This is a genomic window from Dyadobacter sandarakinus (genome assembly GCF_016894445.1).
Taxonomy (GTDB): domain Bacteria; phylum Bacteroidota; class Bacteroidia; order Cytophagales; family Spirosomataceae; genus Dyadobacter; species Dyadobacter sandarakinus.
Window position 1 is genome coordinate 1,370,899 of sequence record NZ_CP056775.1, and the last position, 22,679, is coordinate 1,393,577.

14 protein-coding genes are annotated in these 22,679 nt (G+C 51.2%); 2 read left to right on the forward strand and 12 right to left on the reverse strand.

Annotated features, from left to right (window positions below; translation table 11 throughout):
- Window positions 1–86: 86 nt before the first annotated feature.
- The 8 genes from HWI92_RS05505 to polA all read right to left on the reverse strand — a co-directional run bounded on the left by HWI92_RS05505 (window position 87) and on the right by polA (window position 14,004).
- Complete coding sequence (locus HWI92_RS05505; protein WP_229248941.1) at window positions 87–698, reverse strand: RNA polymerase sigma factor; 612 nt, start codon at window positions 696–698, stop codon at window positions 87–89.
- Window positions 699–895: 197 nt separating this feature from the next.
- Window positions 896–2,890: a plastocyanin/azurin family copper-binding protein gene (locus HWI92_RS05510; protein ID WP_204661424.1), complete on the reverse strand. Its 1,995-nt coding sequence runs from the start codon at window positions 2,888–2,890 to the stop codon at window positions 896–898.
- Window positions 2,891–2,932: 42 nt separating this feature from the next.
- Window positions 2,933–4,669, reverse strand: a complete 1,737-nt coding sequence (locus HWI92_RS05515; protein ID WP_204661426.1) for a 3-keto-alpha-glucoside-1,2-lyase-like domain-containing protein — start codon at window positions 4,667–4,669, stop codon at window positions 2,933–2,935.
- A 145-nt stretch (window positions 4,670–4,814) separates the two neighbouring features.
- Window positions 4,815–5,456 carry a hypothetical protein gene (locus HWI92_RS05520; RefSeq protein ID WP_204661428.1) on the reverse strand — a complete coding sequence of 214 codons (642 nt, stop codon included), beginning with the start codon at window positions 5,454–5,456 and terminating at the stop codon, window positions 4,815–4,817.
- A 28-nt stretch (window positions 5,457–5,484) separates the two neighbouring features.
- The gene (locus HWI92_RS05525) at window positions 5,485–5,727 is read right to left on the reverse strand and encodes a response regulator transcription factor (RefSeq protein ID WP_204661430.1); all 243 of its coding nucleotides are present in this window, start codon (window positions 5,725–5,727) and stop codon (window positions 5,485–5,487) included.
- A 169-nt stretch (window positions 5,728–5,896) separates the two neighbouring features.
- Window positions 5,897–7,366 carry a SusD/RagB family nutrient-binding outer membrane lipoprotein gene (locus HWI92_RS05530; RefSeq protein WP_204661432.1) on the reverse strand — a complete coding sequence of 490 codons (1,470 nt, stop codon included), beginning with the start codon at window positions 7,364–7,366 and terminating at the stop codon, window positions 5,897–5,899.
- Window positions 7,367–7,384: 18 nt separating this feature from the next.
- Complete coding sequence (locus HWI92_RS05535; protein ID WP_204661434.1) at window positions 7,385–10,708, reverse strand: SusC/RagA family TonB-linked outer membrane protein; 3,324 nt, start codon at window positions 10,706–10,708, stop codon at window positions 7,385–7,387.
- Between the two features lie 416 nt (window positions 10,709–11,124).
- Window positions 11,125–14,004 carry a DNA polymerase I gene (polA, locus tag HWI92_RS05540; RefSeq protein WP_204661436.1) on the reverse strand — a complete coding sequence of 960 codons (2,880 nt, stop codon included), beginning with the start codon at window positions 14,002–14,004 and terminating at the stop codon, window positions 11,125–11,127.
- Between the two features lie 260 nt (window positions 14,005–14,264).
- Here polA and HWI92_RS05545 point away from each other — a divergent pair, with 260 nt between their 5' ends.
- Entirely contained in the window at window positions 14,265–16,427 is a 2,163-nt protein-coding gene (locus tag HWI92_RS05545; RefSeq protein ID WP_204661438.1) for a S9 family peptidase, read from the forward strand.
- A 601-nt stretch (window positions 16,428–17,028) separates the two neighbouring features.
- On the opposite strand, the gene HWI92_RS05550 is transcribed toward HWI92_RS05545, so the two are convergent.
- The 4 genes from HWI92_RS05550 to HWI92_RS05565 all read right to left on the reverse strand — a co-directional run bounded on the left by HWI92_RS05550 (window position 17,029) and on the right by HWI92_RS05565 (window position 20,954).
- The gene (locus HWI92_RS05550) at window positions 17,029–18,330 is read right to left on the reverse strand and encodes an O-acetylhomoserine aminocarboxypropyltransferase/cysteine synthase family protein (RefSeq protein WP_204661440.1); all 1,302 of its coding nucleotides are present in this window, start codon (window positions 18,328–18,330) and stop codon (window positions 17,029–17,031) included.
- A gap of 129 nt (window positions 18,331–18,459) precedes the next feature.
- A complete protein-coding gene (locus tag HWI92_RS05555; protein WP_204661442.1) occupies window positions 18,460–19,401 on the reverse strand; it encodes a helix-turn-helix transcriptional regulator in 942 nt (313 codons plus the stop codon).
- A 30-nt stretch (window positions 19,402–19,431) separates the two neighbouring features.
- A complete protein-coding gene (locus HWI92_RS05560; RefSeq protein WP_229248943.1) occupies window positions 19,432–20,448 on the reverse strand; it encodes an LLM class flavin-dependent oxidoreductase in 1,017 nt (338 codons plus the stop codon).
- A 107-nt stretch (window positions 20,449–20,555) separates the two neighbouring features.
- The gene (locus tag HWI92_RS05565) at window positions 20,556–20,954 is read right to left on the reverse strand and encodes a DUF2147 domain-containing protein (protein ID WP_204661444.1); all 399 of its coding nucleotides are present in this window, start codon (window positions 20,952–20,954) and stop codon (window positions 20,556–20,558) included.
- Window positions 20,955–21,446: 492 nt separating this feature from the next.
- Here HWI92_RS05565 and HWI92_RS05570 point away from each other — a divergent pair, with 492 nt between their 5' ends.
- Window positions 21,447–22,679, forward strand: a complete 1,233-nt coding sequence (locus HWI92_RS05570; protein ID WP_204661446.1) for a GAF domain-containing sensor histidine kinase — start codon at window positions 21,447–21,449, stop codon at window positions 22,677–22,679.

Here is a 22,679-nt window from a genome sequence, read left to right on the forward strand (position 1 = left end):
TATGTCCGGTTTCTGGCTGGTGATAACCAAAAAAATTAAAATATTTTTTGAAAAAAATGGACAGAGATAAAGTGACTGACTTTGTACTACTGCATAAAACAAAGGAGCATGGTCCAGCAGAATTCTGCGGGAGCCCACACGTCCCTGATTTCTTTGAGGGTACGGTAGAGCAGGTTGGATACGCTTTGCTTGCCCAGGGCCATCACAGCAGCGATTTCCTCATGGTTGAGGTTCTGGTAAAAGCGGAGGTAAATGATTTCCTGCTGACGCTTGCTGAGGTTGGTAATGATTTGTTCGAGGCGCTCATGCTGAAACTGCACATGCTCGCTTTCAATCATCAGCGATTCAATGGGGAGGTCATTGCTTTCGGTATCAAAAGCAGCTTCATGCGGCTCGTGAAAGCGCCTGAGTCGTGCACTTTCCTTGATCATCTTGTGCCGCAGTGCTTTGAGCAGGTAGGATTTGACGAATGCAGTTTCGGACAGAAAGTTGCGGCGTTCCCAGAGGTCCAGGTAAAGCTCCTGAATGGCGTCGCGGATGAAATCGGGATCGTGGGAAAACCGCGTGGCATAGTTGTATAAAGCACGGTAGTGCACCTCCGCAAGGCGGCCGAGCGCATCCGCATCACCCGCTTTGAACTCCCGCCAGAGCCTGGCCTGTATATCCGCATTCATCGAGGTATAAGGTGCTTCGTTCAAAGGTTTTCCTATCGGCAATGTGAAATTAAATCAGAGAATTGTGCTAGTAAAATAAGGATACAGGCATAATCTCCTTATATGTTCAGGACATTTTCAAAACAAGAACTACGGAAATGGGGGAAGCCGGCGCGGCAGAGATGTAGAAATACTCCGGTACCTTCCGCCAGCAAAAGGCACCGGAGTTTAATATCAAGCTGTTATTTTATAACTTTCAGCCTGCCCTGCATCAGCGTGTAATGCCCGGGGAACGTACAAACATACTGGTAGGTACCTGCCTGTTTGGGTGCAATGAAGTAAATGGACTCTGTTTTTTCAGGCTCCACGATGTTGGTATGGAAAAGCACATCGCTCGTACGCGGCACGTAGCTGAGCTCCGACCCTTTCAGTCCCAGGTTCAATCCTGCTTCGCCCACTGCATTGGCAGTACCCGGCTTCGTAATCACTAGGTTGTGCAGCATATCATCATTGTTGTTGAACACTACCCGGATCTTACTGCCTGCTTTTACCTGTATTTCAGAAATATCAAATTTCAATCCCGGTACGGTGCCGATGGTAATTGTTTGGTCCGGGCCCGTCTTCCAGTCAGCCGGCATATCCGTCACACGTTTGGCTGATGGCGCAGTAGAGGCTGCCGCTTCGGCAGGCATGGTATGCGTGCTATGATCCATGGCCGCAGCTTTAACGGTAGTGGTAAATGCATTTGCGGCAACCGCATTGCCCGCTGCGATTTCATTCAGGGTGTAGTACCCGGTGGCATGCAGGAGTGAATTACCCTCAGCAGACTTGATACCCTCGGCCTTGATCTCGTGAATATAACCTTTCCGTAGGCTGGCGGCATCTACCACCAGACGTACCCGCAGCCCGTCCTCAGACACCACAATGCCCTTTAAAGGTACTTCCTGCGTGTTGACGATCGGACTACCGTAGGTTTGGTGGTACTTATAGGTAAAGCTGTTCATTTTATATGAATCCTGGTCGGCAGCAGCCTTTTTGTCCACTGGCATCGTAAAGGTGATCTCAAAGCCATCGGGCATTGAACGGACCGTTTTCATTTCAAAAGGCATCTTTCCTGTCCACACCAGGCGCTGGATCCCGTACTCCTTTTTACCCGTCGCCGACCAACCGCGGCTGGTCTGTCCTACAAACATGGAACCGTCGAGTCCCCAGTCGAGGCGCAGGATGCCCGACATAAATCCTTCCCGGAATGGAAAAACAGTACCCTGCCACACGCCATTTACTTTTTCGAGGTCAACGCGGGTCACAATACTATGGCCCTGGTCACCCACAAACATCTGCCCGGTAAACGGCCCGAAAGCTCCATTGGTCACATCCTCCTTGAAGTCGGACGTGGAGATACCCAGGATCGTGTGGGGGAACCATACTGCCGGGGGTTTAAGCCCTTTTACACGTTTCGCAACATCGTAGAGCGGCTCGCCGGTACTGGGGACATCCTCGGGCGTAAGTTTCACAGGGGAGCCTTCTTCCTTGCTCCACCGGAGACCCGCAGGGTTCCCTGCAAAATCGCCTTTTTCGAGGTGCGTCATCCGCCCGGAACCTACCCAGTCGCCCTGGTTTTCGGTATAAAAAATGTCGCCTTTATAGGACCCGAAGCCCGAAGGTGAGCGCAAACCCGTAGCATAGGGGGTAAGCTTTCCGTCTTCGCCCAGTTTCAGCATCCAGCCACGCCATTTGGACTGGCTCGCGCCGCGACCAACCCAGTCGAGGTTGAGGGTGACGAGCAACTCTCCGTTGGGCATGGCAACCGGGCCATAGGAGTACTGGTGATAGTTGCCCGACAGGGGCCATCTTGCAAATGAATCATAAACGTCCGCAACCCCATCATTGTCGGTATCGGCGAGGCGGGTAACTTCACCACGCTGTGAAATAAGGAAGTCTTTTCCGCGGTACAGTAATCCCAGGGGCTCGTGCAGGCCCGACGCAAAACGGTGGAATGTAGGTTTTCCATCTCCTTTGAGGTACGGGTTGCCGATCATCCATACTTCGCCGTGGCGGGTGGACGCGGCGAGGCGGCCATCGGGAAGCACGGCCATGCCGCCTACTTCAAGCTTGACATCCTCGGGAATGGGGATCGTGATGATCCGGTAATAATCATCTTCTTTGCCGGGTTTGCTCTGTGCGAAGGCAGAGAGGCAGCCGAAGGAGATCAGGGTGGTTAAAAGAATATTTTTCATCAATGAAAATGAATGCCTATAAATGGGAATGAGTTGGGCTTTTTACCAGAACATGCTGTAAGTGGTGGTGCCTGATACGGGCAGCAGGAGTTCCTTGTTGACATTGTCGGAGCCGGCTGGTCGTACGAGCGTTTTAACTTTTTTATCAACCTGAACAAAGTAGCGGTTATCAATCTGGAAAAGTCCTTTTTCAACTTCAACGATATCTTTACCACTACCCAGCAGCGCATACAAGGCACCCTGCGGCGCACCTTCTACCTGGAAAGTACGGGTAAGTCCCGACGCGCCGGGTACCAGCAGGTCACTAACCGTCGCATTGCTGATCGCATAGCGGAATGCCGGATATCCTCCCGCCTGAATGTGGTATCCCAGGAAGTTGATATTGGAAGAGTCGGGCCAGGCTGCATTACTATTGTCGAGCATGGCCAGACTGCTGCGGCCGGATACATGTACATTGAGGCCAGCCGGGAAAAGGAGCTGAGGCTCTCCGCGCTCGTACCACATTTCGGTTACGTTGGCAAAGTCGCCGCGCCAGGCTTGCAGCAAGGCACCGCGGTTCAGGTCGATGGTATAGTTCCAGCCATCGGCACTGCCCACGGAAATGCAGTGGGTGCGCTTGTACTTTTCACCTTCCAGCTGGATAAACGACCGGATCATCTCGGGCCGGGTTTCCGGTATTACGCTCATATAAGGCTTGGGCTCTGGCTCAGGCAGGGAGGAGAGGGTGTGCAGGTCGTAGGGGCGCACACCGGATTTCTCCACACGCAGGCCGAGTGCAGGCTGTCTCCATGGGAAGCGGGAGTAATATATTTTGAAGGTGTGCTTGCCTTGGGTAAGATTGGCGGAACCCGCGTGTGATTCCTGGGAGGTACTTTCGCCACCTGACATCACACTTTTCCCATCCACGTCGAGCGTGAATACGGGTCCCGAGTAAATGCTTGTAAACCGGTACTCTCCGGGCTCGGTTACCTCCATCTCACCTTCGTAAACCAGGTGGAACTCACGCATTCCATTGGTAACTTCCTGTGTCAGCACTGCCGATTTTCCTTCATGATCCAGCTTCTCATAGGTCTTGCTGTCCCATTTGTCGGAATATACCTTGTAGGTCAGATTGCTGATTGAAAGAGGCTTGCGGCTTTCCAGCAACTGGTAGCCCACGTTGCGGAATGCGATCGTACCTTTTGTAACCTCAAAAGAAAGCGGCTGGCTTTCCTTGGTTGCCGCGGCGTTGGGCAGGTATACGGTTTCAAGCACCACCACATCATTCAGCGTCAGGGCATTCAGCCGGGCTGAGCCGGGCAGGGAAGGTACGGACGCATCATAGGCAAGTTCAAGCGTTTGCCACAAGCCCGGTGCCTTGGACGCATTTTGTGAGGGAAACTGACCAATGTACCCCGAAGTGTTTGCTCCAACCTGTTTCTGGTTACGGCTGTCGGCGATCAGTACTTTCTGACCTCCCGGCAGTACAATGTGACCTTCGGCTCCGGGCGAGAGCATAAATTCCAGGGACAGCCTGAGATCGGCAGCTTTCATTTTGGTCTTCAGGGCAGTGCCCGCCGTACCAATCAGTACGCCTTCTCCAGACTGGGTGCGGGCCTTGGCAGCAGCTGATGGACTGATGGCAATATTTCCCTGAACAGACCAGTTTGCGCCGCTGCTTTCAAAAGCACTGAGGTCTTTCAGAGGAAGGGGGGAATAATTTCCTTTTACAGCCTGCCCGAAAACAGCTACGGGCCACGTCAGCAAAAGAATGGATACTTTCTGAAACAATTGACGCATTGGATATATTAAGTGTAGAGTTTACATTTAAAAGGCGAATGTCGCACTTTTTTCTACTAATATACCCGGAAATATTAGGAATTTTTTTGATCAGAAAAGCCAGCCCTAAGAGGACTGGCTTCGTAAAACAGGCTTAAAACTTGTTCTAAGGATTTCTGGAACAATTACAGCTTTTGCCGCAGGATGCATAATAGCCGGACGAGCATGTAATGCTGCAGCATGCATTGCTACATTGTACGGAACCGGTACCACCCGATGTAGCACAATCATCTTTCAGATCGCTGCTTCCATCACCTGCAAGCCGGCTGGCTTTATGATCGCCGTAGACTGCGATCCCGATGGCATTAAACCCATTTCCTTCCAGGTAAGCCGCAGGAATGGCTTTCCTCACCGGCGCAAGGTCCTGGTTGTTGACGATAAAATGCACTTTGCGGTGTGCGACGGGATCATTCACGATGAGGACACTTTTAAGAAATACGATCTCGTACTTGCCCGATTCCAGCCCCACCTTTTCCAATGCGTCATTTTCCAGAAAAATATCAGCTGCATAGGGCCGGAGCAGCTGATCATGGAATGCAAGGTGCAGCGCTTTGTTTCCTGCTACGGTGATGGTACTGATGTCGACGTCATTGTGCCTGACGTGAAAACCATTGGTGACCCCGACAATGTTCTCCACATCCTGCAAATACGTGGGTACCTCCATCTTGCGGGCATTCTGATCGCATGCGAAGAGCATGGCCATGAGTGCTACGCATAGCATGTACGCGGTGTACGATTGTTTTTTCATTGGTTCAGAAAATTAGTTCTGGACAAAGCTAAACTTCTTCGGAACGCTTGTAAATACCCCCATCAGAGGCATTTTTTTGCTCTTCCGTGAACCGGATCGCGAACTCAATCAGCGAAGTAGGGTCGGGCAGCGAGCGCCTGACTTTCGCGCGGATGTTCTTTTTGTGGGTTTTTACGGTGTGTACCGAAACGAAAAGTCGGTTGGCGATGGCAGCGGTGGACATCCCCAATGCAACCAGGCCGATGATCTCGGATTCTCTTTTTGTAAACATGTTCCTGCCGGATTTAAATGAAACAATTCGGCACAGGACAGATGAGCGAGGTAGAACGTGAGCACTTGGTCGGCAAGATAGCAGAATTTTTTAACTGCACAGAACAGTACTAACACAAAAGAGCCGCCCGTAACCAGGCAGCTCTTTTGCAAACATTAAGAACGCATACTTACTGCACGTCCCACCAGACTCTTGTATTGTAGTTGTCGGCGCCCTGCCGTGCTACCGCTTCGGACAGGCTTCCGGGGTTCAGCGTTTGTTCACTCCTGGGATATGCGAAACGCACGGGAACCCTGCCGCCATTCACATTGTCGACGCCTGCATTGATCGTCGGGATACCCGTCCTCCGCCAGTCAAACCAAGCTTCCAGTCCGGTGAAAAACAGTGCAATCCATTTCTGCGTGCCAATGAGCGTCAATGCACTGGCATCCGTATACGCTACGCCCGGGCTCGAGAGGTAGTTGGCAGGCATGGCTACGTCGGTATAGTCAAATGCCGCGGCTATGCCTTGCTCGTAGTATGTTTTGGCAGTGGTAGTACTAGTAATGAGGCCCTTCCTGGCTGCTTCTGCAAGAATAAACTGCAACTCCGGATACCCCATGATATACCCTTTTGCCACATCCAGACCGCGGTCCGTGATGGACCCTTTGAAGAACAATGAGCCGGCGCGCGATACGTTGTTCGGGCCGCCATTGTAATCCAGTGCTGCCACCTCGTTGAGCCCGTTGGGAACACCTACATACTTGGGAGCTCCTGCGGTAGCGGAAGCATCCGTAGGTTGTGCAAAAACAGTAATGCGGGGATCAGCCAGGGCGGTAAGCTTGTCGCCCAGGTTTTTGCTCAGGCGAAACTCGTCAAATGAACCCTGGCGGGCTGTATACAGCGGAAACTGGTTAGGTGCAGAAGTCAGGTAGCGCAATGTTCCGTTATCTGCATTACTCGTCATCACCGGATTACCGGTGGCATCCGCGAGGATCGCCTGCATGTCAGCTTTCACATCTTTACGTCCCGAGATGCGCAGCAGGTAGCGGAGGCGAAGACTGTTGGCGAGCTTTCTCCACTTGGCTACGTCACCATTGTAAATCAGGTCGCCCACGACGGTTTCACCGGCTCCCAGGATTTCATTTGCCGTTTTCAGATCATTGAGTATACCTGCATATACAACTTCCTGGGCGTCGTATTTAGGTTGCAGGATACCCGACACGCCGCTGGTTGCTTCGGTGTAGGGGATGTCGCCGTAAGCATCTGTGAGCAGGGAAAACATCCAGGCGCGCATAATCAGCGCAATGCCGCGGTAGTTGTTGGAGTTGTTCTTTTCGCTGAGCTGGATCAGGAGACGCACGTCACGCAAGTTGTTGTACATGTTGTTCCAGAGCCCGTCACGATCTCCCCAGGTGTAGCGGTCTTCGGAAACGAACTGGATCTTGGCTGTGTGCTGGACTACAATGTTGCCGATGGACCAGCTCTGGTCGACCATCTGGTTTACAGAAGTACGGATGATACCCGGCAGCAGCAGGTCGGGCGTGACGTCCGTGATGGCATTAGGGTCTGTATTTTTTTCTACAAAATCGTCGGTACAGGCAGGCAGCATGGTCAGGCCGGCTACGATGATCGCGAAAAACTGTGTTATCTTTTTCATAGTTGACTCTTGACTGGTTTAGAAATTGAAACCGAGGTTGACGCCCCAGCTGCGCGTGGTAGGCATACCTACCGACTCAATGCCGGGAATGATTGTGCCGCCGCTCAGGGATGACGTTTCCGGGTCGATATGCGGCACTTTGCTCCAAACAGCCAGGTTGCGGCCTACCACGGAGAGGGTCAGACCTTTGATTTTGGCTTTGTTCAGCAATCTGGAAGGGAATGTGTAGCCGAACCGTACCTCACGCAGCTTGGCATAGGATGCATTGAAAATACCGCCTTCGGGAATGTCGCGGTTGCCTGTACGTGACTGGTGGTACTCCCGGGCAGTCAGCTTCACATCATTGACGCGATAAGTACCATCTGCATTTTGGATCACACCCTGACCCACAACGCCATTGCCCGGCTGGTTGATATCGTAGCCATCAGCCCGTCCTTCGAGGGTTTCTTCAAGCTGGCCGGCTTCGAGGCCCACTACAAATGTTTCCGAGAATATCTGCCCGCCATGCCGGATGTCCAGTAAGCCACTCAGATTGAAGTTCTTGTATGTAAATGTATTACGGATACCGGCCATCCAGTCGGGATTGTAGTTACCAACCTTAATGAGGTTGCTCGTACTCAGGAAGCGCCCCGACTCACTCAAAACTTTCTGTCCGTAGTAGGGGCTGTCTTTGTCTTCCACTCTTTTGAACCCGATCGCGTACATATCGCCCATGCGCTGTCCAACCTGGGCGCGGATGGAAACGCCGTGGCGCTCGGCCATCTGATAATCATTGACTTCCCCGTCAAATTCGATCACCTTACTGCGGTTGGCAGACCAGTTTACATAGATGTCCCAACGGAAATTCTGTGTCTGCACCGGTGTCCCGCTCAGCATTACCTCAAACCCGTAGTTACGGATCTCCCCGGCATTCACGATCCGGTTGCTGTACCCGGAAGTAACTGATACCGGAACCGACGGAAGGATCTGGTTACGCGTGTTGATGTTGTAAAAAGTGAAGTCCAGGCCTGCGCGGCTTTTCAGGAAACGAAGTTCCGTACCCACCTCAAAAGAAGTACTGATCTCGGGTTTGAGATTATAATTCACGAGCGATGGCGTAGACGTATAGATCGGATAGTCGCCCCAGGGATTATCTCGTCCGTAGCCGGCTGTAAAGCGGTAGGGATCGGTATCGTTACCTACCTGCGCAAGGCTGGTGCGTAATTTGGCATACGAAAACCAGGAAGGCAGCGTCACCACATCACTGACGACCGCACTGAGCGAAGCCGAGGGATAAAAGTAAGAATTGATCGTCTGCCCCAGCGAATCAGCCATGGCGGGGAGTGTCAGTGCGGTAGACCAGTCATTGCGGGCTGTCACGTCAAGGAAAAGCCAGTTTTTGTAGCCGAGCTGCACTGATCCGTACACGCTGTTGATCACCTTGTTGATGTCGTCAATGGAGCTTACAAGTGCCACCCGGGTATTGTTGAAGCTGTAAATGCCGGGTATAAGCAGCTGAGGAGCAGTAACTTCCAGATTATTGGTGTTTGCTATCTGGCGGTTGGCGCCAATGTTTGCACCAAATGAAAAGTTTTCACTGAACTCCTTGTTGGCACTCAGCAGAAAATCGAAGTTGGACTCTCCGTTGCGCACCCGCTCTTCGCGGTAGCTGCCAAATGGAAACCGCTGTGTACTGAATGCACGCCTCCTTTTGCGAAGCTCATTGTTAAAGTCAGTACCCGCGCGGAGTTGCAGGCTGAGCCAGTCGGCAAAGTCGTATTTCAACGAAATATTCCCGAAAATACGGTTGGCCTTCTGGCTGTTTGTGTTTTCGTACAGGTTAAAGTACGGGTTGTCGTGGTAGTTGTAGTTGAAGTTAAACTGCTGCCTGTTTTCCATACCGGGTATCCAGTAATCTTTAAGGCTGTTCAGGTCCACGTGCTGTCCCATCCAGCAATGCAGCAGGTAGATAATGCTTTCCGTGCCGTAGGTAAGATTCGGACGGTTGGCACTGCTGGTATTTACATAATTTCCCGAAACATGCACGCTCAGCTTGGGGGCCAGCTTGTAGCCGGCATTGAGCGCAAATGTGTTGCGCTTGATGTCCGTATTCGGGATAATGCCTTTCTGGTCGAGCAGGGTATAAGCCAGCCTGAAATCACCTTTTTCATTGGAGCCCGTAACCGAAAAGTTGGTATTGCTGGTGATGCCCGTGTTGTAAAACTCTTTCAGATTGTTGCCTGGAACAAAGGGTGTGGGCGTGATCGTGCCCCGGGCCGCGAGGTCGGCAGCAGTACCCAGCGCACCGTCATTGATCAGCGATATATCACCTCCCCGGTAGCCATTTGAAGTGGGCGAATTATGCTGGGCAATCAGCCGGCCGTCCATTTTGGGTCCCCAGCTTTCGTCCACACCGTCGCGCGTACCGCCGCCGTTACCGTCCACAAAGCTGAACTCACCATTATTCCCCTGCCCGTACACTTTTTGAAAATCGGGGAGAATCAGCGGATTTTCGAAGGTAACACCCGCATTCACAGACACGCCGATACCCTTACTGTTTTTCCCTGACTTAGTGGTGATCACGATCACGCCATTGGCTCCCCGCGAGCCATAAAGCGCAGATGCATTGGCACCTTTCAGCACCGTCATCGACTCAATGTCATCCGGGTTGATCATGCTGGCACCGTTTCCGTAATCGAGCTCCTGAAAGCTCCGGCCGCTGGACCCTGTCAGCGCATTGGTAATCGGTACGCCGTCGATAACAAAGAGGGGCTGGTTTTTATTGATGTCCAGAGACTTATCTCCGCGAATGGTAATCCGCGCCGAGCCACCTACGCCGCTCGGGCTGCTCATTACCTGCACGCCCGCCACCTTGCCCGCGAGTCCGCTCACGAAGTTGGTTTCCCGTGCCTTGTCCATGTCGCTGCCTTTGAGCTCCTGTACCGCATACCCCAGCCGCTTGGATTCCTGCCTGATACCCAGCGCAGTTACAACTACTTCATTGAGGTTGCGCGCATCGGGTTTCAGCATCACGTCGTACACGGATGCATTGCCTGTCGTAATTTCCTGCGAGAGGTAGCCAACATAGGAAAAGATCAGTGTGGCGCCATTGTCGGGTATCGTAAAGGTGTATTTACCCTCCGAGTCGGTGATGGTGCCGCTGGTTGTACCTTTCACCACAATGCTGACACCAGGCAGGCCCAGTGCATTTTCGTCGGTCACGGTTCCGGTAATGGTTTTGTCGGCTCTGGGGTGCGGCAGCGGGGCAGCCAGCGCATGCATCAGGAGCGATACGAACACCGTGACAGAAAGGGTGGTACCCAGTCGCCGGATTACCTGGTCAGGTAGAATTTTGTTAAGCATAGATTGAGTTGTATTTAGATGAGTAAAGGAAAAACAACCTGGATCAAGGCTTAGCCTGGTTAAGCCTCAGTGAACTTTGAAAGCAAAATACCATTACATGACAGCATGCGGAACAAGATTGACCAAAATACTAATTCTCACGGGTATTATGTCGCATGTTTATTGTTTTCATGAACTTTTATTGTGAAGAAGTTGCATAGGGCGGTAGATTCTTTTTTCAGATCAAACTTGCTGAAAGAATGCGCAAATTTGGTATCCACAATCAGGCAGGCTATGTGGCAGCGTTTTTAGCTGGTAAAATTCAGGATTTATGAGCGGCGAAATGTGAAGTATATGTAAACAAATTATTAACTGTAATAAACGAAAAAAGCCCGGACACTAGGTGCTCCGGGCCATGTAACAGATACTGATGCGGCTCAATGTGCTTCAAGCCAGTTGGCACCAATCCCGATACCGGTTTCCATCTTTACCGGCAGCGGAATGGCAGTGCGCATCAGCTCGTCCACCTTCGATTTGAGCAGCGGGATTTCGTCCCGGTGCGCGTCAAAAACGAGTTCGTCATGCACCTGCAGGATCATTCTCGATTTCAGTTTTTCAGCTTTCATAAAGTCGTGGATATTGATCATCGCTACCTTGATCATATCTGCCGCAGAGCCCTGGATCGGGGCATTGATGGCGTTGCGCTCGGCATAACCGCGGTTCGTCATGTTGCGGGAGTTGATGTCGGGAAGGTAGCGGCGGCGGCCCAGGATGGTTTCCACATATTCCTTTTCACGCGCATCGTTGATGACTTTGTCCATATAACCTTTCACCGATGAGAATTCCTCGAAGTATGCCCTGATGATTTCAGCGGCTTCCCCGCGCGGGATCGCCAGCCTTTGGGCCAGGCCGAAAGCCGAAATCCCGTAAATAATCCCGAAGTTCACCATTTTGGATTTTCGCCGCATATCGGAAGTCACTTCATCCAAAGCTACCTGAAAGACCTTGCTGGCCGTAGTCGCATGGATGTCGCGGCCCTGGTTGAAGGCTTCGATCATACTTGTATCGCCACTGAATGCCGCCATGATCCGCAGCTCAATTTGTGAGTAGTCGGCCGAGAGAATCTGAAAATCATCATTGTCGGGCACAAATGCCTTGCGGATTTCCCGGCCCCGCGGCGTACGGATCGGGATATTCTGCAGATTGGGGTTGGTAGAGCTGAGACGGCCCGTGGCGGCCACAGCCTGGTTATAGGACGTGTGAATGCGGCCCGTACGCCTGCTGACCAGCAGCGGAAGGGCGTCCACGTATGTCGATTTCAACTTTTGCAGCTCTCGGTAATCAAGTATTCTCCGCGCAATTACATGGTTGTTTTCCAGGTCCGACAGAATGTCTTCCCCGGTTGCATATTGGCCCGTTTTGGTCTTTTTGGGTTTATCAATAAGCTTCATCTTTTCAAAAAGCACTTCCCCAAGCTGCTTGGGTGAGCTGATGTTGAAAGACTGACCTGCGGCCTCGTAGATCTCTGATTCCGCCTGCCGGAGATCGTTTTCAAGTACCGCCGACATGTCCCGCAATGCATCAATGTCCAGCCGTACACCGGTACTTTCCATCGCCGCAAGTACTTTCAGGAGCGGCATTTCCACCTCCCTGAAAAGCTTTGAGGCTTTTACTTTGGGCAGCTCGCGCGAAAATATGGTGTTGAGCTGCAAGGTAATGTCGGCATCTTCCCCTGCATACTGGGTAATTTCCGGAATACGCACATCGCGCATGGTACCCTGCTTCACACCTTTTTTGCCGATCAGGGAAGTAATGGAAACGGGCTCGTAGTTCAGGTACGATCCGGCCAGGATATCCATACCGTGGCGTTTGTCAGGTTCAAGCAGGTAATGTGCCAGCATGGTATCACTTAGCGTGCCATGCACCTCAATGTCGTAGTTGCGCAGTACCAGAATATCATATTTCAGGTTCTGACCGATTTTTTCGATCCGCTCATTTTCGAAAACCTCGCGGAAGTTGGCGAGGATCTCCAATGCCTGATCCCGGTTGGCCGGTACCGGCACGTAGAAGGCTTCGCCGGGCAGGTAGGAAAATGACAGCCCCACAAGTTCCGCGTCAATGGTGTCCAGCGAGGTTGTTTCGGTATCAAAGCAAAACGCATCCTGAATGCTGAGGTAGTAAGCCAGGCTTTTCATCAGTTCAGGCGTGTCCACGGTATGATACCGGTGAAATGTATTGTCAATCGTGCGGCGGGTTGTCGGCAGGCGGAGGTCTTCAAAAGCCTGTTCCGGCGCATCATCGTCCGCAATGCCTTCGCTCACGATTGCCGGCTGCTTTCCGACTTCCTGAGTGGGGTTCCCAAAAAGGTCGAGCTGGCCTTGGGCTGCCGGACCGGAAGCGCCGGGGATGCTGACTTTGGCTGCCGGAGCAGGCGCGCCAATACCCAGCACGCGCTGTTTGAGCGTCTTGAATTCGAGCTCATCAAAGAGTGCCACGATTTTGTCTGCATTTCCTGCACAAACCGTCAGGTCTTCGGCATCAAACACGACGGGCACCCGGGTGTCAATGGTTGCGAGCTGCTTGCTCATTACAGCCATGTCGATGTTCTCACGGATCTTCTCGCCCAGCTTTCCCTTGATTTCGTCAACGTGGGTGATCAGGTTTTCAATGGAGTCATATTCCTGGATAAGCTTTTGCGCAGTCTTTTCGCCCACGCCCGGGATGCCGGGAATGTTGTCCACGGCATCGCCCATCAGTCCGAGTATGTCAATCACCTGGTCAATGCGGCGGATCTGCCAGCGGTCGAGGATCTGCTGTACGCCGAGTACCTCGGGACCTTTGCCCATGAACGCAGGCTTATAAATATGGATGTGCTGCTCCACCAGTTGGCCGTAATCCTTATCCGGTGTCATCATGAAAACCTCGAATCCGGCCTGCCCGGCTTCTTTGGCGATGGTACCGATTATATCGTCGGCCTCGTAACCATCCATCACGAGTGTGGGAATGCACATGGCGTCGAGCAGCCGCTTTACCAGTGGAACTGCTACGGTAATATCCTCGGGTTGCTCCTGCCGCTGAGCCTTATACGCTTCAAACTGGATATGCCGGAAAGTAGGTGCCGAAGTATCAAATGCCACACCGATGTGCGTGGGTTTTTCTTTTTGCAGTACTTCCAGCAAGGTATTGGCAAACCCGAACACGGCACTCGTGTTCAAGCCTTTTGAAGTAATTCTGGGGGTTTTTATAAAAGCAAAATGCGCCCGGTAAATCAGCGCCATCGCATCGAGCAGAAAGAGTTTGTGAACCGGTTTGTCCATTTGCAAAAATCAATTTAAGAAACTCAAATATAAGCAAGTGAGAACAGGGAAATGGTTTAGAGACGGATTTTTGTAGTTTTATACACCTGCAAGAGCTACATGTTACCTTTCAGTTTGTTTCAAAAGTATAATACATATAATTATTTTTAATAATACTACTCTTTTTAAATGCTTTAAACTTTCAATACATAGTCAATGTAATTACCATCTGATATGTATAATCCTGTTTTTTGTCAAACTCCTGAATACCATTTGCACCTATGAGAATTATTTTGCTGATTCTGACTGTTATCGTTTTTTCTTGTAACCCCAAAAAAGAAGTGAAAGAAGCATATCAATGGCCGGGTGCAGTTCCGCCCGTAGCAGAAAAAAAGGACCATGAGACCGGCATGCACGGTGACAAGCGAAATGACGAGTACTACTGGATGGCTGATTTTTTCAGCCAGGGACCCGACAGCAATAAGGTCGTGGAGTACCTTACCGCAGAAAATGCCTACACGAATACTATGCTCTCCGGCACAAAGAAATTGCAGGAAGACCTTTACCATGAAATGAAGGCACGGATCAAGGAAAAAGATGAATCTGTACCTGTGTATTACAATGGATACTGGTACTATACCCGGAGCGAGGAAGGCCAGCAATATTTCAAATACTGCCGGAAAAAGGGCTCGCTGAAAGCACCGGAAGAAGTGCTTTTGGATGTGGACCAAATGGCCGAGGGGCATTCCTACTTTTCAGCCAGTGGTTTCAATGTAAGCCCGGACAGTAAACTGCTCGCCTATGGCGTGGATACGGTTTCGCGGCGGCAGTATACCATTTATGTCAAAAATCTGGAAACCGGTGAAGTTTATCCCGACAAGATTTTCCCGACCAGCGGGGATTCCGAGTGGGCCAATGATAACCGGACACTTTTTTATACTTCCACCAATTCCAAAACGCTCCTGAGCGAGAAGATCAAGCGGCATAAGCTAGGCACGGACGCAAAGTCCGATGTGGTCGTGTACCATGAGAAGGACAAGAGCAACTACATCGGCGTCGGCAAAACCAAGTCTGAGAAGTACATTGTGATCGGCTCGTCGGCAACCATGTCGTCCGAAAGCCGCATCCTGGATGCCAATGATCCGGAGGGTACATTCCAGGTTTTTCAACCCAGATTAAAGGATGTATTGTATGAGATCGAACATCAGGATGGTAAATTTCTGGTCGTGACCAACAAGGACGCCCTCAACTTCCGCCTGATGGAAACACCCGAAAGTCAGACCGAGGTAGCCCACTGGAAGGAAATCATCCCGAACCGAAAGGATGTGCTGCTGGAAGGTATCGACGTGTTCAAGGATCACCTGGTAATTACAGAGCGTAAAAACGGTTTGATCCAGCTGCGCATTCGTAATATCCGCACCCAGGCTGAGCATTACGTTGATTTTGGCGAACCGGCTTATGCGGCTTACATCTCATCCAATCCCGAGTACGACAGCAAAAACCTGCGATATGTTTATACCTCGCTCACAACACCCAGCTCGGTGTATGATTATGACATGGAAACGAAGAAAAAGGAGCTGAAAAAACGGCAGGAGGTAGTCGGCGGCTATGATCCGGAAGCATATGTCACCGAGCGGCTTTACGCCAGATCCCGGGATGGGGTGGAGGTACCTGTTTCTTTGGTTTACAAAAAAACAACAGAAAAATCGGCAGCAACGCCTTTACTGCTGTACGCCTACGGATCCTATGGCCACAGCATGGATGCGAGTTTCAGCAGCTCGCGCCTGAGCCTGCTCGACCGCGGTTTCATCTTCGCGATCGCACATATTCGTGGCGGTCAGGAAATGGGTAGACAATGGTATGAAGACGGTAAGCTGCTCAGGAAGAAGAACACCTTCAATGATTTTATTGATTGCGCGGAGTACCTGATCGATAAAAAATATACATCACCGGCCCACCTGTATGCGGAAGGCGGCAGTGCGGGCGGCCTGCTGATGGGTGCCATCACCAATCTGCGGCCCGACCTCTGGCACGGCGTGATTGCCGACGTGCCTTTTGTGGATGTGGTAACCACCATGCTCGACGAGAGCATTCCCCTGACGACAAACGAGTTTGACGAATGGGGCAATCCGAAAAAGAAGGAATATTACGATTATATGAAGTCGTACTCTCCTTATGATAATGTAACTAAGAAAGCCTACCCGAATATGCTGGTGACCACCGGTCTGCACGATAGCCAGGTTCAGTACTTCGAACCGGCAAAATGGGTTGCCAGGCTTCGCACCCACAAAACCGACAAAAACGTGCTCCTTCTCAAAACCAACATGGAAGCCGGTCACGGCGGCGCCTCCGGCCGGTTTGAATACCTGAAAGAAGTAGCGCTGCAGTACGCATTTATGTTCGCGCTTGAAGGCAAGGTGGAGGTGGAGGGGGAGGGTGAGTGAGTGAGTGAGTGAGTGAGTGAGTTTTAACCTCACCTTTGTCACCCTGAGCGGAGTCGAAGGGCTTTTTGGCGGCCGCATCGCCCTTCGACTCCGCTCAGGGTGACAGAGGTGGGCGTACCTGCTGACAAGCCGCCACTACTTGGTTGGGTGCCCTTCAACTGCGCTCAGGGTGACAGAGGTGGGCGTACCTGCTGACAAGTTGCCACTGCTTGGCTGGGTGCCCTTCGACTGCGCTCAGGGTGACAAAGGTGGGGTGCACCTGCTGACAGGCCGCCACTACTTGGTTGGAAACCCCTTCGACTCCGCTCAGGATGACAAAGATGCGCTCAGGGTGACAGAGGTGGGTACTTCGCAAGAGGTAAGTAGCAACTTACTCCTTCGGCGACAATGTAGTGCACGTCCTACTTTCCACATTTCAAGTTCAATCGCTTACAATTCAAACATTCTAACTTCAATACTCACCCACTCACAACCCAATTACCTACCAACCCAATTACCTACCAACCCAATTCACTCACTCACTCACTAACTCACTAACTCAAAATTCATTCAATCATTCAATCATTCAATCATTCAATCATTCAATCATTCATTCATTCAATCACTCAGTCATTCCTCCAACTTCCCCCAGAGCCTGCTCAATATCCCCGATAATATCGTCGATATGCTCGATGCCTACGGAGATGCGGAGCTGGGTGGGGTGGACACCGGCGGCGGTTTGTTCCTGGTCGGATAGCTGGGAGTGGGTGGTGGATGCAGGATGGATGATCAGGGTTTTGGCGTCGCCTACGTTGGCTACGTTGCTGATCAGTTTCAGCTTGTCAACAAACCTGGTGGCAAGCTCCTTATCACCTTTAAGCGTTACCGAAAGCACACCTCCGAAACCCCTGGTGAGGTACTTTCTGGCAAGTTCGTGATACTTGTTCCCTTCCAGACCAATGTAGTTCACGCTCTCTACGTTTGGATGGTTTTGCAGCCAGCGCGCCAGCGCAAGGGCGTTTTCGCCAATGCGTTCAATGCGCAGGGAGAGTGTTTCCAGCCCCTGCAGGAACAGAAACGAGTTGAATGGTGACAGCGACGGCCCCCAGTCACGCAATCCCTCAACACGCGCACGGATGATAAACTGGATGTTGCCAAACGGACCTCCGATACCAAATACGTCATTCATGACAAGTCCGTGATAGCTGGGCGATGGCTCGGTAAACTGCGAGAACTTGCCGTTGCCCCAGTTGTACGTACCCGCATCCACGATCACGCCGCCAATCGAGGTACCATGCCCGCCGATCCATTTGGTGGCTGACTCCACCACCACATGCGCCCCATACTTGATAGGCTGGCAAATAGCTCCCGCCGCGCCGAAGGTATTGTCCACGATCAAAGGCAGATCGTATTTGCCGGCGAGTGCCGCAAATGCCTCAAAATCCGGGACACTGTAGCTGGGATTGCCGATGGTTTCCAGATACAAGAACTTGGTTTTATCATCGATCAGCTTCTCGAAGCTGCTTACATCATCGCCGTCGGCAAAACGTGCCTCGACTCCGATATTTTTGAACGAGTTCTTAAACTGGTTGTGCGAGCCGCCGTACAGGAACGAGGTAGTCACAAAATTGTCGCCGACCGTGGTAATGTTGTTGATCGCCAGGAACTGGGCCGAGTGCCCGGATCCGGTCGCCAGTGCAGCTATTCCGCCTTCGAGAGCCGCTACGCGCTGTTCAAACACATCATTGGTCGGGTTCATGATGCGGGTGTAAATGTTACCAAACTCCTTCAATGCAAAAAGGTTGGCTGCATGTTCCGCATTGTTGAAGACGTAGGAGGCTGTCTGGTACAATGGTACGGTCCGCGAGTTGGTAACTGGGTCCGGCTGCTGGCCGGCGTGGAGCTGCAAGGTCTCGAATTTCATCGGTACGTTGTTTAAAGTGGATATTCGCCAAAAATATTGACTTTACTTGAAAAGTATACCGGATCGGTAGTCTTTTGTTCTGCAAATAAATCGTGCAGGTTATGGAGGCAGGAAGAGGGCAGAGCAGGCTCAGAGTGAGGCTGAGATCTCCGTAATCAGCCGCCTGACGACACCTTTGAGCGAGTCGGGTTCGAGGATGGTGGCTTCCGTCGCAAACATCAGGTACCACCTGCCAAAAGCATCCAGCGAGTCAGACAAAAAGGTCATTTCAAGCACATTGCCCATCAGTTTTTCCGAAACAAAGCCATAAAAGTAGCGCTGGCTCTGGATATAGCGGGCGGTTTGCTTGTCGATTGTAATCCTGACGAGCCGCAGGTTTTTGTTGTCCTGTGAACGATCCATAAACTCCTTCAAAGGGGCGTGCCGGTGTTCAAAAGGCTGGTCCGTCACCTCGATGTGCAGGATACGGTCCGAGCGGAAGTTGCGGTAACTTTGTCTCAGGTGGCAGAATGCGATGGTGTACCAGAACGCATTTTCATGGTAGATCCCCACCGGCTCAATCACGCGCTCAGTTATTTCCTCGACACCCATCGCAGCGTAGCGGATCCGGGCAATTTTTTTCTCGGATATACTTTTAAGTAAAAAATCAAACGTATTGCTCCTGGGTGCATGGAAGGGTGTCGTGAGCTGCCGCACTTCAATATGGTCTTCCAGGCTTTCCACCACCAATTTCTCCGAGCTGCGCAGCACGGCTTTCACCTTGTACATGGCCGACTGGTACTGCGATTGGGTAGAAAAATCGGTAAACTTCTGCATCAGCTTTTCGGCAGCAATGAAGGTCCGGGCTTCTTCTTTGGAAAACATGACCGGCGGCAGGCGGTACCCGTCCATGATAGAGTATCCTACGCCTGCTTCGCCCACAATGGGTACGCCGGCTTCCAGCAGAGAACTGATGTCGCGGTATACCGTCCTCAGACTGATCTCGAAACGATCGGCCAGGTCCTGTGCCTTCACGATCTTGCGTGATTGCAGCTGAATCAGGATTGCGGTAATTCTGTCAAAACGGTTCATGGGCGAGCATGGCTGTGCCCGCAAAATACTTTAAAGAACCGGTTCTCTCAAATTAAAAGCTTCGGAAATGAGCTCGAACGAGCGTATCCGGGTCTCCACCGTATCGGCCATCGTGGAAATGATGATCTCATCGGTCTCAAATGCATTGGCAAGATCCGTAAGCTGCTCTCTGACGGACTCAGGCGTACCAGAGACAATGCGACCCGAGTTGTACCGTAACCTTTCAAGCTCACCTGCCGTAAACTGGTATTTGCGGACAGTCTCAGCATCAGGAAAGGGACCAAACTTGCCTTTTTCAAATTCGATCAGGATGTAGTCCATGAGCTTACGCATGGCATCGGCTTTTTCCTCCGTTTCACCGCACAATGTGAACACAGACAAGATGGTACGCGGCTCCGGGTACTGCTCCGACGGCCGGAACTTGCGCCTGTAACTCTCGACAACATCAGGACGCACAAAACCATTGATGAACTTCGCCACGGCCAAGCCCATCCCGAACCGGGCTGCAATTTCTGCACTTCCGCCACTGGAACTCAGGATCCATTGCTGGGGTATGGTCTCGGACATGGGTGTAGCCCAAATAAAGCCGCGCTCGGTAGCCGCCGTGTCCGTAAAAAACATCCGGAGATGTTCAAGCTGGCGCAGGTAACTTGCCTCGCTGAAATCATTGGACGGGTTGAGCAGGGAAGAGGTAACCCTGTCTGTTCCGGGTGCACGGCCCATACCCAGGTCGATCCGGCCCGGAAACATGGTTTCGAGCATACGAAAATTCTCTGCTACCTTCAATGCACTGTGATTGGGCAACATGATCCCGCCTGAGCCGATGCGGATATGCCGGGTGGCACCCGCAAGTCGTACCATCAATACTTCGGGCGTGGAGCCTGCCAGGAAGTTGGAGTTATGGTGCTCAGACACCCAAAAACGGGAGTACCCGAGTTCTTCGGCCAGCTGGGCTGTTGCGATGGTTTCATCAATGGCCTCCCGTACCGTGCTTCCGCTCCGTACGATGGACTGGTCTAGGATTCCTAATTTTATGTTGGTGATCATGTTGCTGCTGTTGTTACTGGTTTACAACAGCAGATCATGAAAATTGTATCCCGTAAATGCCGTCCGAGCACTTACCCGCGGGAAAGCAACTACGCAAATGCGCCGGGTCAGGGATTTTTCTTCCAGTAGGTAGACTTGCCAAAAAGAGGAATTCCGACGTAGCTCCGGATTTCAAGGGTCTGATCCCTTAGTTTCATAAAGCAGCTGTACGTTCTGCCGGTTTTGCTGTCATACATTTTTCCATTATCCCATAATCCATCTTCATACAGGAAGCCTGAAAAAACTTCTACCTCATTCAAAGGTCGTCCACGAAGCTTCTCATCCGGGTTTTGCACATCCTTCCGAAACTCTTTTCCATCATCATCAAGCAGATTCTGGCCGGCGATGAAACGGCCGTTGTATACCGAACCGCTCTTATAAATCTCCAGCCTCGTGTTCTGGTCTTCGCTGATCCATTCACCGATTACCTGATCAGCGGGCTCCTGGCTGAAAACCGCATGGAACACAAGAAAAAAAATTATGGTAAAAGTAATCCGGATCAAACTGGGAGAGGGTAGATAAAACAAGTTTTTCAAGGGACAATTTTCTTCAGAATGTACTACTATAAGACAATTTGAAATATTCCGGGCAGGTATGTTCTTATTCGAATAGTGTGCATTTGGAGCAAATAGAGGTACTTATTTAACGCTGTTAAATTAGCTTCTCTAAGCAGAACTAATGAAACTTCGTTTTAAAAGCTATAATTTTCATTTCACCGGCGATTTAAGTACCATTTGTTAAAGGTGAAATTCACACAATATACAACCATTCGGGAAATTGTAAAATTTTAACTTCTGCTATCCGGATCGTGGCTACGTGAAGGGAGATTGATGACATAAATAATCCCGGATCTACTTTATAGAATCTTTACTACAAAATTGATCTTATTTAGAATTAATATTACATTTGTTACGTTTCATATTCTGAGTACTGCATCGACAATCAAACAAGATAAAAAAGTGAAGAAGACGGCTACACCCATACCGGCTGATGAAAAGGAGCGGCTGATCAGGCTGGCGGATTTGGACATTGATTATTCCCAGCATCATGAGGGTTTACAGCACCTGGCCAGGCTTGCGGCGGCGGTGACCGGCACCAGCATGTCCATGATCAACCTCATCGATTCGCTTACACAATGGACGATCTCGAACTATGGGCTGGATATCCAGCAACTCATGCGTGAGGACTCCGTGTGTCAGTACACGATTATGGCAGAGGACTCCCTGGAAGTGGGAGATTTGAGTCAGGACGAGCGCTTTCAGAACAAGGATTTTGTAGTACAGGCCCCATTAGTAAGGTATTATTATGGCATTCCGTTGCGCACCAGTGCGGGTACGGCTGTCGGCGCCTTGTGCGTGATGGACCAGAAAAGCCGCCACCTGGAACCTGAGAAGGTCGAAATGCTGAAAATCATTGCAGATGAAGTAGTTACACGGCTAAAAACCCTGCGAATGGTGGAGAGTCTTAAAAATCGGCTCGTGGAGTCGCGGCAGTCGCAGAAGAAAGTTGCGCATGATATACGCGGCCCGCTGGGCGGGATCATCGGACTGGCCAAGATCATCAGTGACCTGGGAGAGGCCAACGAAATCGGCGAAGTAATTGAATTTATGCACTTAATACAGAATAGCGGGAAATCCGTGCTCGATATGGCAGAAGAAATACTCGGCAGATCAGAAGATACCAATGTTCCGGGGTTGAACGGAAAAAAAGAACGCACTGTGTTTAACCTGGCTGTGTTGAGGGAGAAAGTGGTGACGCTGTATGGCCCCCAGGCCCGCCAGAAGCAGATTGACATGAGCGTGAGTACTTCGGGGCTGACGGAAAATATTCCGTTTACAGGTAGTAAGCTCCTGCAAATCGCCGGAAACCTGATCTCGAACGCCATCAAATTTACGCCGACAGATGGTCATCTCGAAGTGGATCTCAACCTGATCATCGACCCGAGCAAACCGGTATTGAAAATCACCGTACTGGACACCGGGCTGGGAATGGCACCTGAGACGATTGAGGCAATACTTTCGGGAGGAGCAACTTCGAGCAATGGAACAGAGGGCGAGCAGGGATATGGGTTCGGGCTGGCGCTTGTCAAACACCTTGTCGAAAGCCTGAACGGTCATATCGACGTGTTTTCGAGGCCGGGCAGGGGTACCCGGTTTGAAGTGGTGATTCCGCAGAATATTTACGGTACCTGA